The following is a 13,886-nucleotide window of genomic DNA, read 5'->3' on the forward strand; positions in this document are numbered from 1 at the left end:
TTTTCGGTGAAGACAATGGAGTTCAATGCCATGATCGGCCCTCAGGATTTGCGCCGCTTAGGTGAGCCGTCCCCCTTTCCCGGCCTGGCCGGCCGTGCCAGGTATTTCCGTACGTTTTCCATCTTCCACAGGATCGCCGGATGAGCGCCGATGCGCTCTGCCTCCTTGGGATCATCCGGAAAGAGAAGCTCGGATCGCAGCTCTCCCTTCTGGACGGCGGTGATGAATTCTTCTTCATGGGGCTGCAGGATCAGAAACCCGCTCAGAGCAGCCCAGGCGCGCTCACTCAGCTCTTTCCTGTCCGGCGAGACACCCGCCAGAAGGGGGGCAAGCCGCTCCTCCGCATCCCGGTCGGTCATGCCTGCCTCAAGACGGTCTCGGGTATAGGTCGTCAGCGGGTGTTCAAGAATGGATGCCAGGGCGACGAACCAGCGCCGAAAGAGGATCGATTGGAATACCTCTGTTGACGGCGGCGGAGGATAAGCCACATCCCAGACGTCGCGCACCGCTCCGCGATCGAGCAGGGCCAGAAGCTTGCCGATGAGGATCTCCCCCAGGCCGGCCACCCGAATGGAAGGGCGATCCAATTCACCGGGCTGCCAGAGCTCGCGCACCTCGGTTCCGGCGATCGGCATCCGGAAGAGGAAATTCAGATCCACCTCGATCCTCTCCTCCGGCCCAAGAACCGAGCGGTAGAGAAGATAGAACTTGCGTCCGGCATAGGCATCGGCCGACTGCTGCACGCGATACCCTTGACGCCGGGCCAGATCGAAAACGGCCTGCTCCACCACCGGTCGTGCCTCCAGCATGGCCGTCCGGTCGAGCTGCCCCACATAATTGTAATCGAGATCCACGGAGAGCCGTTTGGGCGGGCCGAAACAGAGGTTGAAGGCCGTGCCGCCTTTCAGGGCAAGCACCGCCCCGAGAAGCGGGTGCCGCCTGATATCAGCCGCCATCTCTCCGAGACGGACCACCTTTTCCAGCGGTTCGATCCGATACCCGGTCTCATTGGCGCAGCGCCTCAGGTATTCCAGGCTAACGTTCATCAGGCTCCCCCGACGATAATAGCACCTTGGGAAGGATCAGGTTCCAGCGCCCGACAAGGAGACCGCCCCTCTGTCCCCGTTCGACGTAGGCCCGTGAACGCGGTCGGTGTTGCTCCATGCGGGCGAGAAGCGCATCAGGCACATGGAAGCTCTTCTGAAACGTCTCCAGGAACCACCCTGTCGCCGCCCAGAGCTTTGCCATGTCATACCGGCGCAGGATCTCCTCCAGGAGTTCAAGATCGAGGGTCGTGAATCCGGCGGCAGAATGGACCAGTTCCTCCAGTCCTCCGGCCAGCGACGGTCGGCTGAACCCCTCGACCAAGGTGCGCTCGGGGCCTGTGACTTCCAGCAGTTTTCCCAGGCGCTCTATCCGCCGTGTGCCGAGCTGTTTGCCGGAGTCGCCCTTCATCGAAAGGGGAAGATCCAGGAAGCGGAGAGTTGCGTCTTCCAGTACCAGCGGCCGACGGCGCCTGGCGACATAAAGGGTGCACTGATTCCAAAGCGAATGTGCGGCTCCGAGCAGCTCCAGGGCGCTGTGATGAGAGAAGACGGCATCAGGATACATGGCACTTGCCACCAGAAAAGGATCGGGATGAAAATCTTTCGGGGACAGGGTCGGCGGCACAACGGCGTATATCTCGCGGGTGACGCGTTTCAGGCGGCCGGTCCTGAGGTGGTGCTTGAGCCGTTCGACGACGCGCAACCGCTTTCCCTCCGGCATCAATGCCGCGGCAGCCTCATCAAGGGAGAATACCGGATGGGTGGCAAAGAAATCAGTGGTCTTTAGTTTTTGATCCGTGCTCATATAGGTAACAAAATTCCCCGTATCAGTCCGAAACGTCAACTATGCAGTGGATTTGTCAGTTGGCAATACGTTTCACTATGGGTAGTTCTTTTACCTGTTCGGCCACAATATGCAAGCAAAACTTTTTAGTGCAGAAGCAGCCTGAAGAAAAAGGATCCCTTTGTGGCTCGCGTCATGGAAGAGCCCATCACCATGCTGATTAGAGGCGAGGGTGAGCTGCGAAGAACTGCTTGATAAAAGACTGCTCAAACCTTTCAAGGCCAAACCCCGGCAGATCCGTGGGGGTTCTGGGACGTTTCTGTGGTATAGAGCGAGTCACCACAGGAGGGAATTCCATGAACAAGTGGCTGAAGATCGGAATCGGCGTCGTTGTCGTGATCGCGTTGGGAATCGCGGCGGTCTTTTACTTTACGTCGGGGATGGTGGACACCGCGGATTCCTTCTTCAAGGCCGTCAAGGCCCGGGATATTGCGAAGGCACGGGACTATCTCGCGGAAGATTTCAAGGCCAGCACAGATGAGAAAGCACTGGCAGACTTCCTGTCCAGAGGCGCCATCCTGGATTTCAAGGAAGCCAGTTGGTCGAACCGGAATATCAGCGGCAGCCGGGGCGAGTTGGATGGCTCGATCACGACGCAGGCGGGTGGAACGATCCCCATCAAGATGATGTTCGTGAAGGAAAAGGGGAACTGGAAAATTTACTCGATCCGGAAACCGACGGCGGGACTTCAATCGGGTGACGCCTCGCCGGCCGCTCCTGCAAAAGCCGACCAGGTCGCCCTGGTGAAGCAGTCAATGCGCGATTTCATCGTTTCCGTGGACGGAAAGAACATGGGGCATTTCCGGAGTACGGTTTCAACGATGTGGCAGAAACAGCATACAACGGAACAGCTCAACGAGGCCTTCAAGGCGCTGATCAACGCGGGTGCCAACTGGTCGGTGCTCAACGATCTCGAGCCGGTCCTGGCCGGTGAATCGACCGTCGACAAGGACGGGGTGCTGGTGGTTTCGGGATACTACCCGACCACGCCGAGAAAGGTTCATTTTGAGCAGAAGTTTATCTACGAAGGCATTACCTGGAAACTGCTCGGCTTAAACATCGAAGTAAAATAGCGTCCGGGGAGGCCGAGAAAACACAAGAATATCATTTTGGATTTCAGCCGCTCTGTTCCCCCCCGGCCACCGTCCTTCGGAAACCAGGGAAGGAAGGCATTCGTCCGCTCCCTGCTGGCTGGGCCTGTTCCCGGGAACCGTGTGGCTGGAGCGGATCGCGACCGCTACACCTACGATTTCTTTTTGGCGCGCCGGACGGGGTGAAGGAACCTCGGAGGAAACAGGCTCCAACACCGCAGTCCGCCTCACCGGGAACGGGGGTCTCTTTCGGGAAGGGCGACTGGAGATGGGTACTTCAGGCCCCGGCAACACAGGATGATGCCAGGGCCTGAAAGAGAAAGGTTGATGCGCGGATTCGAACGCTCCCGACTCCGCCTACATGGCTTCGATGATCACGGAGCGGGCCGGGCCGTTTCCTCCGCAGAGGGTGGCCAGTCCCATGTTCACGCCCCTTCTCCTCATTTCATACATCAGCGTGATGACCAGCCGCGCCCCCGTGGGCCCTCCCGGGTGTCCCAGGGCGATGGCGCCGCCGTTGACGTTGGTGATCTCCCGGTTCAGCCCGAGGAGCCTTTCGACCGTAATGTACTGGACGGCGAACGCCTCGTTCACTTCGACCAGGCCGATGTCGGAGAGTTTGATGCCGGTTCGGGCCAGCAGCTTCTGGGTCGCCGGGACGGGTCCGTAACCCATCAGCTCCGGTTCGACCGCGGCGACGGAACCGGCGATGATTTTGGCCAGGGGCTTCATGCCCAGCTCCTTTGCCTTGTCCAGGGACATCATGAGCACTGCGGAAGCTCCATCGTTCAGGCCGGAGGCGTTCCCGGCGGTCACCGTTCCGCCCTTCTTGAATGCCGGCGGCAGCTTGGTCAGGTCTTCCGGCTTCATGTTGAACCGGACGCGCTCGTCGATTTTATATTCCTCGAACTGACCCCGGCCCCTGGGGACCTTTACGGGAACGATCTCTTCCTGGAACAGGCCGCTTTCGATGGCCCGCTGGGCGCACTGGTGGCTGCGCAGGGCGTATTCGTCCTGCTCCTCGCGGGTGATGCCGTATTTCTCGGCCAGGTTTTCCGCGGTCAGGCCCATGATGATGTTTCCGCCGCCGCTCATGCCTTCCCAGAGGCTGTCGATGAGGACGTCGTTTTGCATTTTCATGCCGGTGCGATGGTTCTTCAGAACATAGGGCATCTGCGTCATGCTGTCCGATCCCGCGGCGATCACGACGTCGTACGTGCCCAGCTTGATATGGGCGGCTGCGATGTCGATGGCTTCCATCGAGGACGGGCAGACCCGGTTGACGGTCATGCCCGGGACGCTCGGGGGAAAACCCGCCTTCAGGGCGGCCACCCGGCCGGCGTTGTTCTGTGCGGAGTCGTAACCGGTGCACCCCAGGATCACGTCGTCGATCAGGCTCGTGTCGAGGCCGACCCGGTCCACCACCTCCTTCAGGCAGATCGCAGCCATATCCGTCGTCGAGATGGCCTTGAGAGACCCCAGCAACTCCCCGATGGCCGTTCGACAGGCCGAAACAATAACCGCCTCTTTCAGGTTCGCCATTTTCTGATTCCTCCTCCTGTTCCTGTAAGAATCATGGAATTTTGCATGCGATATTCACGCAACATTGACACCAAGGTTTATATGTTGCCGATATCATATGAGATAACGAATCCGGACCCCTTGATCTCGGCCCAGTAACGGTGCTTTTCGAACAACATATCGTTACTTGCCGACGGTATGTTGCGCGTCCCTCCTGAAAACCTCGACGGATTTTCCGGAAGAAGGCCGGATTTCTTCAAAAGACCCCTTGCATTCCGTCGTCGTCTGGATTAGGTTCCGCACCGCCCGTTGAAAGCGTACTTCACGGACGCTGACGCCCACACCGCCGGTATAAGCAAGGCGGGCGCAGGATGCCATTTACCGGGTTTCGGCCGTGCTCGAAACGGTTCTGCTGCTGATTCTGTCCAACCTGTTCATGACGTTTGCCTGGTACGGCCATCTCAAGTTCATGAACGGCTGGCCCCTGGTGATGGTGATCCTGCTGAGCTGGGGTATCGCCCTGTTCGAATACATGCTCCAGGTGCCCGCCAACAGGATCGGCTTCCAGCATTACAATCTTGCCCAGCTCAAGGTGATCCAGGAAGTGATCACCATGATCGTCTTTGCCGGGTTCGCTTTTTTTGTCATGAAGCAGCCCCTGAAATGGGACTACATGTGGGCCGCTCTCTGCCTTGTCGGGGCCGTCTATTTCATCTTCCGCGGCGGCATGCCCCACACATAAAGAGTCTGTTCCCGCCTTCAACGCTGCATGACGGAAATTCCCACGTCCCCCGTCGGCGTCCTTGCTCCGACAAGAAAAGGCCGGCCTTTCGGCCGGCCCTTTCGATACCGCTCCTTTCTGCAACCCTCGGGCGAAAAGAGGGTCTCCCTGGCCTTGACGGCTATCCTTATTTCCAGAAGAAACGCGGGCCATTTTTCTGGAATTACATACAGGGTTTTCCGGCAAGGAGACGATTTTTTTGTCAGGTACGTCAATCCCTTGACAGAAAACTATCGAATGGATCGAGCAGCACCGGTCATCACGGGTGCCCTCTCTTTCTATATATGATTCAATAACTCCTACAATATCAACTTGATGCCAATCTCGGTCTTGCAATTACCTTTCACTGGCATGCTTTATGAAGAAGGGAACACTGAAAGCTCTTCGTCGAACGATGGTGATCAAGGAGTGGAAACATGAACTTCTTTACAGGAACAACTGGTGCCGCATTTTTTATCTTCTTTGGAGTTGTAGCGGTTGCTTTCGCCCTCAGGCACATCTACGGGATTATAACCGTTGCTTTTACCTTCCGGCGTATCTACGGGAACAATCTCACCTATAAACTTTTTGCCTGGACCTTGCCGGGCCTGCTCATGATTCTTTCCATTGCCTTTATCTGGGTCAAACTCGACAATTTCAATAATCTTCTGATCATTGCTTTTGCTCTTCCTGTTGGATCGGCATTGCTATTCGTTCAATTATATTGCTGCAGCAAAGTTTCCGATCACGAAGTTGAAAAAATTGGCAAAGCTGCCAATCCCGCCGAGAGAAAGGGCATAAGATTCGAGCCGCGACAACGACAGTAATTTCTTTTCGTTGTACGTCTCGTGTGAATCAACACGCAAAAATGCCCCACTCTCGATCTTAATCAGCGTCCAAGACTATCCCATCTGAATCACTCCTTTCCATGCCGTCGATCCCCGGGTCCATGATCATGTCCAGCACCACAAGGTCCACCTTCCGGCCTCGAAAGAAGGCTAACCGCGGCCTCCCCTCCCCGCCGGCGACGGCCTCGATGTGATACCCCGGCCTTCCCGGCATGCTGATGGCGAGTTCGCGCTGTTCCTCAACTGGGCGAAGATTGTTTTTCCGGAATGCGTTGACGGCTTCCTCCCGCAGTGATGGCGGAGACGGACACAGCCGGAGGGATTTTTTGAATCGATAAATGGCATTATTCGTCAGAAACGGTTTTCAATTAAAAGGTTAGGTCATCCAAAAAAACAAAGGTTGGGACAGCAGCGAGAACAAACCATAAAATATGGTAATATTTACATGATGTTACGCTTTACAAGGGACGACTATTCAAAATGTGAACACGGCATAAAATCGTCGGGATTCTTTACAGCTTGAATTGTGGTAAGTGTTTGTATTGTTGGCATTATTATAATCATGTGAATTTTTCTTTTTAATTTTTGTCGGGATTGCTTACAAATTGATTCGCTGCCGCACCCATATACAGCGCATACATGTTTTATATCAATTGGTTGCGATAAGGAGCACTATTTGCATAAAGCGGGCATCATCTCAAAAATACGGTAAAGGAAGGGAAGCATAAAATGGGGAAAGACGATCTTCTGCAGGCAATAGTGACTCGTATACGCCATACGGCTTTGACCGCTCTTCTGATCTTGGCCCTTGCCACGCCGGCTTCGGCCTCCAATTACAACTTCATAGTTGACTACAGCGGCGGCGATTCGGCGGTCTTGGCTACAGGCAGTGATGATCTTCTGGCGACCACACTTCAGTCGGGTGATAGCTTTTCCTACACCCTTCAAGCGGTTGGCAACGGAGAGTGGTCGACAATCGCATCCGGCGACATCTTCCCGTTGTTTGCCTTGTCTTTGACAGAAGATGGTACACGCACCGGTAACTTCACGTTTAACCTGTTGAACAACGGTTCGTCCATCTTCTCATACTCCGATACCGTGTCTAACGCATTTATCCACCTCGGCACGAACAGTGTCAGCCTGGAGCAGGGCCTGGTGTTCGATGCATTCCAGATAGACTACTTGATCACGTCGGCTACTGTCGGCAGTACGCCGAATTCGCTACTGCCTTGGCCGGACACAGCACCTGAGCTATATGAGCCTGGCATCATCTCATTCAACACGAATGCCGTTCCTGAGCCCGCAACGATGTTGCTTCTTGGTTTTGGACTGATGGGATTGGCAGGCGTCAGGCGGAGGATGAAGTAAGACAAAAGATACAGTTTCTTGTATTGAAAGGCGGGGTCGATTGGCCCTGCCTTTTTTTTTCGATGGTTTCATCAGGATTGTTGCTTGTAATCTTCGACTCTAAAGAATAAACGTCCCAAGTGAGCATATTTTTCTTTGCCGCTATGAAGATCCGGTGCACTGACGATTCGTCTTGCATATCAACGGATTAATGAAATCCACGTCGGATTCGTTAGGCTTTGCTCGACTCAATCGGCGACGCACATATTTATGGCCTTGTCAGATATCTTTTTATTGAATATCAATGGTTGCCTTACGGCTGTAAAATATATTGACACTATTGCGGCGAACTCAGAATTGTTTAGAATATAATTCAATAACATCAATTTGTTACGCATACGGCATGAATATTTCATATTCAATGAGTACCTGATATTGTAGCTATGTCCAAGGTAATGCTGGATACGTGAAGAACTCACAATTGTTGATTACGAGCTTGGCAGCATAGAATGTGAATCAGGAATAGGGTTTAAGGAGAGTCTCTCATGAAAAAGCATATTTTATGGATGATTCTTGTTGCATGTTGCTGCACCTTTGCCGGTGAATTGTGGGTAGCCCCATCTACCGCCAGCGGGAACACATATGAAGTGTTTTCTGCAGAAGGTATTACGTGGGCGGATGCACGTACCGCTGCAGAAGCAGCGGGTGGTTGGTTGGCAACCATTACGAGCCAGGCCGAGCAGGATGAAATCGCAGCACTTGTTTACGGAGAGGGGTTTGAGTTCTGGATTGGAGGATATACGGAAGATTTCCAGAATTGGAAATGGGTGACGGGCGAAACGTGGGGATATACCAATTGGTGGAGCGGATACGGAGAATTTGAGCCCAATAACGAGGAAGGGGTGGAATATTGGCTGGCAATGTACGGAGTAGCGGAAGATGGTTATCCCGGTACCTGGAATGATGAACACAGCCTGTTTATCATCTATGGTTATGTGGTTGAATATGCCGCCGTTCCCGAACCTGCCACGATGCTCCTTCTCGGACTGGGTCTGATGGGGTTGGCAGGAGCCAGGAGAAAGTTCAGGAGCTAGATCCGATTTGATCTTCAGAGCGAAAGGCAGGGCCAGTTTGGCTCTGCCTTTTTTTATTGGCCGGGGCGATCCGGGCGCATTGCGGCATCCGTGAAGGCGGATCGCATCGGCGCACGCGCCGTCGGCTACTTCCGGTCCAGCTCCGTCCGGACCGCGAGACCGATCTTCTCGAGGATGTAGGGCTTCTGGACGAATGCGCCGGCGCCCATTTCCAGGGTTTGCCGGACCCGGTCCGTTTCCGAATAGCCGCTGGCGAGGATCGCCTTCTGCCGGGGGTGGATTTCGAGAATCCTGCGGTACGTCTCCATGCCGTCGATCCCCGGATCCATGATCATGTCCAGCACCACCAGGTCCACCTTCCGGCTTCGAAGGAAGGCAACCGCCGCCTCCCCGCCGGTGACGGCCTCGACCTGATACCCCAGCCTTTCCAGCATGCTGATGGCCAGTTCGCGCTGCTCCTTCACGTCGTCCACCACCAGGATGGACTCCCCCCCGCCCTGGCAGGAAACGGGGGAGACGGCGCTGTCATCCCTGTCGCTCTTTTCTCTCGTGACGGGGAAATAGAGCGTGAAGGTGCTTCCCTCGCCCTCGGTGCTCTGCACGTCGATGTAGCCGCTGTGGTCCTTGACGGTTCCCCAGACGACGGCCAGTCCCAGGCCGGTCCCGCTTCGTCCCATCACTTTCTTCGTGTAGAAGGGCTCGAAGATTTTGCCCAGATCCTCCGCGGAGATCCCGCCGCCCGTGTCGGAAACCGTCAGGACGACGTAGTCCCCCTCCTGAACGTCGTCGTACCCCCGGATGGGCTGGTCCAGGTAGCGGTTTTCGGTTCGGAGCGCAACCTTCCCCCGGCCGGCGATGGACTCGAAGGCGTTGGACACGAGATTCATGACGGTCTTGACCAGGTGGATGGGTGATCCCTTGATGTTCAAAAGACCGTCCGTGAGCTCCGCCGTGAAGGCGACCTGCGGGTGGTGATCTCTCAGTTCTTTGAACTCCTGCGTTCCGAGGTAATCGGAGATGATCCCGCCCAGATCGACCACGTCCGAAACGCTGACGCCCCTCCGGGCCAGGGTCAGGAGGTCCTGGATGATCGCCGCTCCCCGGATGCTGGCTTGAAGGATGTTGTCCGCATGCCGCCTTGTGGGACTGCCTTCGGGCAGCTTTTCCGCCAGCAGCTCCGAATAGCCGACCATGACGCCGAGGATGTTGTTGAGGTCATGCGCGACGCCGCCCGCCAGAAGCCCGAGCGCCTCCATCTTCTCCGCTCTCCGCAACTGCTCCTCCAGTTCACGGCGCTCTTCCACGGCCCGCTTGCGCTCGGTGATGTCGCGGATGAAACCGCCGACTCCGGTTTTGCCGCTCTGCAGCGGCACGTGAAACTTGGTTGTCTCGAATACGCGCTCCCCGACGGCCTCCTCCGTACTGACGACGGAGCCCATGATGACGGCCTCCCGGTCCGAGGCACGGCAGCTTCGCGCCGCCTCTTCGGGCATCAGGTCGAAATCGGACAGGCCGATGACTTCCTCGGGCGGCCGCCCGTAAAAGTCGGCCAGCGCTTTGTTTGCCACGATGTGCCGGAACCGGTCGTCCTTCAGGAAGACAAAGTCCGACGTGCTGCTGATGAAGGTGCTGTAGCGCGTTTCACTCTCCCGCAACGCCTCCTCCGCCTGCTTGCGGTCGGTGACGTCCAGGACCAGGCCTTCCAGGTAGAGCAGGCGATCCTGGGCGTCAAAGACGCCCCGTCCCTGCTCCCAGACCCAACGCTCCTCACCGGTTGCCCTTTGCAGTCGGTAATTCAGCACGAACGGCTGCCGCCGTTCCAGGGAGGACTGAACATGACTCCAGATGGCTTCCCGGTCCTCGGGGTGAACCAGGTCGGAATACGACACCGTTCTGTTTTCCAGCAGGTCGGCGGCGGGATAGCCGGTCAATGCCTGCGCACCGTCGCTGATGAATACCATGGTCCAGTTCGGGTCGTTTTGGCAGCGATAGGCCATGCCCGGCAGGTTGCTCATGAGGGTGGCCAGCTGCCGTTCGCTCTCCCGCAGCTCTTGTTCCGCCCGTTTGCGCTCGGTGATGTCGCGGAAGAACCACACCCGGCCGAAATACTGGTTGTCGGCCCCCATCAGGGGTGAGGAGTAGCGTTCGATGATCCTTCCGTCGTTCAGCGGAATTTCATCCCGGCTGGATTCCTGCTGATGATCGTAGAGGTACTTCACCTTTTCCAGAAAGGCCTCCGGATCGACAAGCCACTGCCGGACCGATTGCAGCAACAATTCATCGGATTGCGTGGCAACGACGTCGGGAGGAACCTTCCATATTTCCGTAAAGCGCTTGTTGTGCAGAATGATCTTCCCCTTGCTGTCCACGGCCAGGATGCCGTCAATGGACGCTTCCTGCTGGGCGGACAGAAGGGCGTTCCGGAAAGCTCTCTCCGTCTCCATCTGCTTGCGCTCGGTGATGTCCTGAACCCTTCCCTCGTAATGGACAATGTCGCCGTTAGCATTGCACACCGTTCTGGCGTTGGCGGATACCCAGAGCGTGCTTCCGTCCTTGCGCCGCACCGGGTATTCGAAATGGTCGATTTTCCCCTGTTCATCGAGAAGCCTTTTGTATCGGCGGCGATCTTCGGAATCGGCGTAATACTGCGTTTCAATGTCGGTCACGGTCGCGACCATCTCCTCCGGCGAGGCATATCCGCATAGGCGCGCCATGGCCGGGTTGACGCTGATGTAGCGACCTTCGGGAGTGCTCTGGTAGATGCCCTCGATGGCGTTCTCGTAAATGCTTCGGTAGCGCTCCTCGCTTTCCCGCAACTCCTCCTCTGCCCGCTTGCGCTCCGTGATGTCGTGCGAATTGATGATGATGCCCGTGAGATTCCCCGAGGCATCGTAAAAGGTGCGGCCCGACGAGCGGAGCCATACGTAGTGACCGTCGGCGTGCCGATAACGATACTCCGCATCGCGGTCCCTTTTTGTGCGAATGCCATCCATGTATTCGGCCGCGACCCGTCCGCGGTCTTCGGGATGGATGCGATCGAAGGAGGACCGGCCGATGACTTCTTCCGGACTGTCTCCCAGCAGGGTCCGGTGGGAAGGGCTGGTGTATAGAATGATCCCTCCGGCGTCCGTTTCGGTCACGATATCCCTCATGTTTTCCGTGATGTGACGGTATCTGTTTTCACTCTCGCTGAGCGCTTCCTCCGCCCGCTTGCGTTCCGAGATGTCGATGAGGAATCCCTGGAAATGCAGAATCCGCCCTTCGTCGTCCCGCACGGCCCGGACGCAGTAGGATACCCAGAAAACGGTCCCGTCCCTGCGGACGATGCGGCACTCGAAATTCAGGACTTCTCCGTGCTTCAGGAGGAGGTGTTTGACCCTGTTCCTGACCTCCGGGTCGGCATAGAGCTGGGCCCCGATGTCCGTCACGGAATCCATCAGCTCCTCCGGTGTCTTGTAACCCAGCATCCGGGCCAGGTCCGGATTCGCGTCGAGAAACCGGCCGCCCGGCGTGGTGATGAAGATTCCGATGGGGGCGTTATGGAAAAAATCCCGATAGCTGCGGTCCGTAGGCCGGACGTGTTTTTTCTGCGGCATGGCGAACTCCTTGTTCAGCGGCGATTGGCCCGATTCGTGAAAAGCCCCTTGAGGCCCGCGGGCCCTCACTGTGTCCATTGACTGAACGGTGCCATATCATTTCCATCATTTCCAGAAGAAACGCGGGACATCCGGATTCATGGAGGAGAACGGCGCTTCGGGAAGTCGCCCGGGATCCGGCGCACAATGGTCCGCCGCCCCGGCTGCACCCGCGGCCGGCCGGGTCCGTCCGAAAAAACTTTACATCCGATGTAAAAAACGTCACATCATCGTGCGGACGGTCGATCGGCCGGACGGACGAAAACGGGTGAAGCGCCCGGATTGAGACGGATCGGGGAGGCGGTCATGCGCGTCACGGTGTTGAACGGCAGTCCCAAGGGTGACGTCAGCGTCACCATGCAGTACGTGCACTACATCGCCGGAAAATTCCCCGGGCACGAGCTGCAAATCATCAACATCGCCCAGCAGATCCGGGCCATCGAGAAAAAGGAAGACCGCTTTCAGGCCGTCGCGGCCGAAATGGCTGCGTCCGACCTGATCCTCTGGGCGTTTCCCGTGTATGTCTGCCTCGTTCCCTCGCAGTACAAGCGGTTCATCGAGCTTCTGTTCGAGCGGAGGGCGGAATTGGCGGGCAAGTACAGCGCCGCCCTCACGACGTCGGTCCATTTTTTCGACCACACCGCCCATCAGTACATCCAGGGCGTCAGTGAAGACTTGGGGATGCGCCACATCGGCGGCTACTCCGCCGACATGTATGAACTGGTGAAGCCTGAAAACCGGCGCAGGATCTCCCTGTTTGCGGACCATGTGTTCCGCACCGTGGAGAGGCGGGATCCCGTGGACCGGCTCTTCTCCCCCCTTCCGGCTTCCGATTTCGTTTACGAGCCCGGCCCTGCGAGGGAGCAGGTCTCCGCGGAAGGGAAGAGGGTCCTGGTCCTGACGGATGCCGTTCCCGGGCAGAACAACCTGCTCGGGATGATCGAGCGCTTCCGGCAGTCCTTCTCCGGGCCGGTGGAAGTGGTCAACCTGCACGAGGTGGACATCAAGGGGGGATGCCTGGGCTGCTGCGAGTGCGGCTATGACAACACGTGCGTCTATGCCGGGAAGGACGGCTTCGGCGACTTCTACCGGGACCGGGTCGGGGGCGCGGACATCGTCGTCATCGCCGGGGCGATCCGGGACCGTTACCTGTCTTCGACCTGGAAATGCTATTTCGACCGCGTCTTCTTCAACACGCATATTCCCACCCTGTGGGGCAAGCAGCTGGGCTTCATCTTCTCCGGCCCCCTTCGCCACCTTCAGAGTTTCCGCCAGATCTTCGAGGGCTATGCCGAGTGGCAGCAGGCCAACCTGGCGGGCATGGTGACGGATGAGAGCGAAAGCGCGGAGGAGATCGACGCCGGCCTGCAGGCGCTGGCGGAGCGGTCGGTGCGATTCGCCCGCGAGGGGTATGTAAAGCCGCCGGGCTTCCTCGGCGTCGCCGGCATAAAGCTGTTCCGGGATGAAATCTGGGGGCGCCTGCGGTTCGTCTTCCAGGCCGACCACCGTTTCTACGCCTCGCATGGTCTCTACGATTTTCCCCAAAAGGACCTGAAAATGCAGGGCGCCAACTTCGTGATGGGCGCCCTGTTGAAAATCCCGGCGTTCCGGAAAGAATTCAGGAAGCGCATCAAGGGCGAGATGATCAAGCCGCTGCAGAAGGCGCTCCGCAGCGAACAGGGCAAATCGGGGGCGTGATG

General features: G+C 57.2%; 10 protein-coding genes. 6 read left to right on the top strand and 4 right to left on the bottom strand.

Annotated features, from left to right (window positions below; all coding sequences use genetic code 11):
- Positions 1 to 41: 41 nt before the first annotated feature.
- Both HPY65_01925 and HPY65_01930 read right to left on the bottom strand, forming a co-directional pair.
- A complete protein-coding gene (locus HPY65_01925) occupies positions 42 to 1,046 on the bottom strand; it encodes a nucleotidyl transferase AbiEii/AbiGii toxin family protein (GenBank protein NPU83217.1) in 1,005 nt (334 codons plus the stop codon).
- Positions 1,036 to 1,749: a hypothetical protein gene (locus tag HPY65_01930; GenBank protein NPU83218.1), complete on the bottom strand. Its 714-nt coding sequence runs from the start codon at positions 1,747 to 1,749 to the stop codon at positions 1,036 to 1,038. Before HPY65_01930 ends, HPY65_01925 begins: the two co-directional genes overlap by 11 nt.
- Before the next feature lie 437 nt (positions 1,750 to 2,186).
- Between HPY65_01930 and HPY65_01935 the strand changes: the two genes are divergently transcribed.
- Entirely contained in the window at positions 2,187 to 2,963 is a 777-nt protein-coding gene (locus HPY65_01935) for a hypothetical protein (GenBank protein NPU83219.1), read from the top strand.
- A 375-nt stretch (positions 2,964 to 3,338) separates the two neighbouring features.
- Here HPY65_01935 and HPY65_01940 read toward each other — a convergent pair whose 3' ends face one another.
- On the bottom strand, positions 3,339 to 4,514 hold the full coding sequence (locus HPY65_01940) for a thiolase family protein (protein ID NPU83220.1): 1,176 nt from the start codon (positions 4,512 to 4,514) through the stop codon (positions 3,339 to 3,341).
- Between the two features lie 364 nt (positions 4,515 to 4,878).
- On the opposite strand from HPY65_01940, the gene HPY65_01945 reads away from it, so the two are divergent.
- The 4 genes from HPY65_01945 (at position 4,879) to HPY65_01960 (ending at position 8,551) form a co-directional block, all read left to right on the top strand.
- Positions 4,879 to 5,244, top strand: a complete 366-nt coding sequence (locus HPY65_01945; GenBank protein ID NPU83221.1) for a DMT family protein — start codon at positions 4,879 to 4,881, stop codon at positions 5,242 to 5,244.
- A 455-nt stretch (positions 5,245 to 5,699) separates the two neighbouring features.
- Positions 5,700 to 6,089 carry a hypothetical protein gene (locus HPY65_01950; GenBank protein NPU83222.1) on the top strand — a complete coding sequence of 130 codons (390 nt, stop codon included), beginning with the start codon at positions 5,700 to 5,702 and terminating at the stop codon, positions 6,087 to 6,089.
- A 750-nt stretch (positions 6,090 to 6,839) separates the two neighbouring features.
- Positions 6,840 to 7,478, top strand: a complete 639-nt coding sequence (locus tag HPY65_01955) for a PEP-CTERM sorting domain-containing protein (protein ID NPU83223.1) — start codon at positions 6,840 to 6,842, stop codon at positions 7,476 to 7,478.
- 524 nt (positions 7,479 to 8,002) lie between these two features.
- Positions 8,003 to 8,551, top strand: a complete 549-nt coding sequence (locus tag HPY65_01960; protein ID NPU83224.1) for a PEP-CTERM sorting domain-containing protein — start codon at positions 8,003 to 8,005, stop codon at positions 8,549 to 8,551.
- Between the two features lie 125 nt (positions 8,552 to 8,676).
- Here the strand turns inward: HPY65_01960 and HPY65_01965 are convergent, their stop codons facing one another.
- The gene (locus HPY65_01965) at positions 8,677 to 12,147 is read right to left on the bottom strand and encodes a PAS domain S-box protein (GenBank protein ID NPU83225.1); all 3,471 of its coding nucleotides are present in this window, start codon (positions 12,145 to 12,147) and stop codon (positions 8,677 to 8,679) included.
- 345 nt (positions 12,148 to 12,492) lie between these two features.
- On the opposite strand from HPY65_01965, the gene HPY65_01970 reads away from it, so the two are divergent.
- Positions 12,493 to 13,884, top strand: coding sequence for a hypothetical protein (locus HPY65_01970; protein ID NPU83226.1), 1,392 nt, complete (start codon positions 12,493 to 12,495; stop codon positions 13,882 to 13,884).
- Positions 13,885 to 13,886: the final 2 nt, after the last annotated feature.

Source organism: Syntrophaceae bacterium, from assembly GCA_013177825.1.
In the GTDB taxonomy this organism is placed as follows: Bacteria; Desulfobacterota; Syntrophia; order Syntrophales; family PHBD01; genus PHBD01.

Coding starts and splice junctions, on each gene's coding strand:
- HPY65_01925 (NPU83217.1), bottom strand. CDS start 1,046: ATGAACGTTAGCCTGGAATACCTGAGGCGCTGCGCCAATGAGACCGGG.
- HPY65_01935 (NPU83219.1), top strand. CDS start 2,187: ATGAACAAGTGGCTGAAGATCGGAATCGGCGTCGTTGTCGTGATCGCG.
- HPY65_01950 (NPU83222.1), top strand. CDS start 5,700: ATGAACTTCTTTACAGGAACAACTGGTGCCGCATTTTTTATCTTCTTT.
- HPY65_01955 (NPU83223.1), top strand. CDS start 6,840: ATGGGGAAAGACGATCTTCTGCAGGCAATAGTGACTCGTATACGCCAT.
- HPY65_01960 (NPU83224.1), top strand. CDS start 8,003: ATGAAAAAGCATATTTTATGGATGATTCTTGTTGCATGTTGCTGCACC.
- HPY65_01965 (NPU83225.1), bottom strand. CDS start 12,147: ATGCCGCAGAAAAAACACGTCCGGCCTACGGACCGCAGCTATCGGGAT.
- HPY65_01970 (NPU83226.1), top strand. CDS start 12,493: ATGCGCGTCACGGTGTTGAACGGCAGTCCCAAGGGTGACGTCAGCGTC.